Below are 2304 nucleotides of genomic sequence, written 5' to 3'. Positions count from 1 at the left end.
GGGCCCCAGGTCCATCGCCAGATATTTGACGCTGGTCTCGAGCGCGGACTTGGCGAGGCCCATCACGTTGTAGTGCGGGATGACCTTCTCGGCACCGTAATAGGAGAGGGTGAGGAGCGAGCCGCCGTTCGGCATCATCGTTCGGGCGCGATTGGCGACGGCGGTGAAGCTGTAGACCGAGATGTTCATCGACATCAGGAAATTGTCGAGGCTGGTCTCGACATATTTGCCGCGAAGCTCGTTCTTGTCGGAAAAGCCGATCGCGTGGACGACGAAGTCGATCGTCTCCCAGCGCCGGCGAAGCTCGTCAAAGGCGCGATCGAGCGCGGCCATGTCGGACACGTCGCAGTCGAACAGGAAATCGGAGCCCAATGACTGGGCGAGGGGCGCGACCCGCCTTTGAAGCGCTTCGCCCTGATAGCTGAACGCAAGCTCCGCTCCCTGGGCCGCAAGCGCCTTTGCAATCCCCCATGCAATCGAGCGGTCGTTGGCGAGGCCCATGATGAGCCCCCGTTTCCCCGCCATCAGCCCCGTCATTCTACTTCCTCTTCCTTCTCCGCTTTCGCGGCCTCGGCGGCGGCTTCCGCTTTCTCCTCGGCCTCCGCCTCCTGGACGTCCTTTACAGTGGGTTCGGGCGTTTCCGCCAGAGCGGCGTTGAGCTGTGCCCCTACGGCAACGCCGAAACCGATGATGAAGAAGAAGAAGAGGGCGATGATCACGCCGGCGAGGCTGCCGTAGGTGAGGTCGTAGCCGCCGAGGCTCGACAGCACGACCGGGAGAAGGGCGGTCGTCGCAAGCCACCACACCGTCACCAGCGCCGGGCCGGGCCACTTCCTGCACCCCTTCTTCCGGTAGAGCTTCGGCGTCAGGGACACGAACAGCAGATACAGCGCGCCGAACAGGATCAGGGCCGGAGCGAACCTGAAGAGGGTGAGGAGGCTCGCCACCTCTTCCGCTCCCGGGACCATCCGCAGGATGAACTGCTGCACGCCCGACAGGAGGATGGACGCGCTGAACGCGATCAGGATCAGGATCACCGAGCCGAAGATGATGCCCATCGAACTCAGCCGATATTCCCAGAAGGGGCGGCTGTAGGTGACGCCATAGGCGCGGCGGATGATGTCGCGGATCGTCTCGATGAAGCTGCCGGTGGTCCAGAGGCCGACCAGCGCGCCCAGCCACAGCAGGTTTCCGGACCGCGCCTGGAGGACGTCGCTGATCGGCTGCCTCAGCACGTCGGCGACGCTCGGCGGCATCGTCTGGAACAGCGCCATCACCGTGTTCATGCCGCCTTCGGTCTGGCCGAACAGCCGCGCGACCGCGGCCGCGACGATCACGAACGGAAAGACGGTGAGGAGCGCCAGATAGGCAAGGTTGCCGGCATGGATGAAGCCGTCGGAATAGACGCCGACAACCACGCGCTTCATGATTTCGAAGGCGCGGGTGCCGGGCTTTACCTTGGCATATTGCTTGCCGAGCCGCGCCCTGGTCTTCGCCAGCCGCTTGCGTCTTGCTTCCGGTGATTCGGGCGAGATCGTCTGCATGAGGGGCTAGACGCCCAGAGCGGCCCTCGGGTTTCCTTTGCCCTTCCGGCTCCAGTTCTCGACGAAGCGGTTAAGCTCCGAATCGTCCGCCGGAACGTCGACCATCAAGGTGACCAGCTGATCGCCGCGCGTGCCGGTCTTGCCGGTGAAGCCCTTGCCCTTGAGGCGGAGCACCTTGCCCGATGTGGAGCCCTTCGGGACCGTCACCATCACCGCCCCGTCCACCGTCGGCACCTTCACCTTTGCGCCGAGCAAAGCCTCGTCGAGCGTCACCGGAAGGTCGAGGCGGATATTGTCGCCGTCGCGGGTCAAGAAGCGGTGGGGAGTGATGTGGATGGTGACGATCGCGTCGCCTGCGCCCCCTGCGCCTTCCTGCCCCTGGCCGGCAAGGCGGATCTTGGCGCCTTCCTCGACGCCCTTGGGAAGCTTGATCGAGATCGTCTTGCCGTTGCCGAGCGCCACGCGCTGGTCGGCAAGCGTCGCCGCATCGGCGAACGAGACGGCAAGACGGTAGCCGACGTCGGCGCCCTTGGCGGGAGGAGACGAGCGCCGCCCGCCGCCCCCGAAGCCACCGAAGCCTCCGAACGGGCCGCTGCGCTGCTGCCCTCCGCCGAACAATCCTTCGAAGATGTCGGACAGGTCCGCGGTCTCGCCGCCCATGTCGAAGCCGCCGGGGCCGGCGCCCGGCCGGAAGCCTCCGCCCGCGCCGCCGCCTCCGCCGCCCGCACGGCCGTAGCCGAACGGCATCTTCGGATTGCCC

At 65.9% G+C, this 2304-nt stretch carries 3 protein-coding genes; all 3 read right to left on the bottom strand.

Annotation, left to right across the window (positions count from 1 at the left end):
* The coding region (locus VF662_RS16220; RefSeq protein WP_464142990.1) for an SDR family oxidoreductase at positions 1–537 on the bottom strand (537 nt) is incomplete at its 3' end.
* Entirely contained in the window at positions 534–1544 is a 1011-nt protein-coding gene (locus VF662_RS16215) for a YihY/virulence factor BrkB family protein (protein WP_464142989.1), read from the bottom strand. The genes VF662_RS16215 and VF662_RS16220, both read right to left, overlap by 4 nt.
* A 6-nt stretch (positions 1545–1550) precedes the next feature.
* Positions 1551–2304 (bottom strand): DnaJ C-terminal domain-containing protein (locus tag VF662_RS16210; RefSeq protein WP_464142988.1); only part of this gene is annotated, 754 nt, incomplete at its 5' end.

The sequence above is a fragment of the Allosphingosinicella sp. genome (genome assembly GCF_036387215.1).
GTDB lineage: Bacteria > Pseudomonadota > Alphaproteobacteria > Sphingomonadales > Sphingomonadaceae > Allosphingosinicella.
Note: the sequence above shows the minus strand (reverse complement) of the source record. Positions and strands in the feature narration are given on the sequence as shown.

Excerpts from the sequence above, each read along its gene's own strand:
- VF662_RS16215 (WP_464142989.1), bottom strand. The coding sequence starts at position 1,544 with ATGCAGACGATCTCGCCCGAATCACCGGAAGCAAGACGCAAGCGGCTG.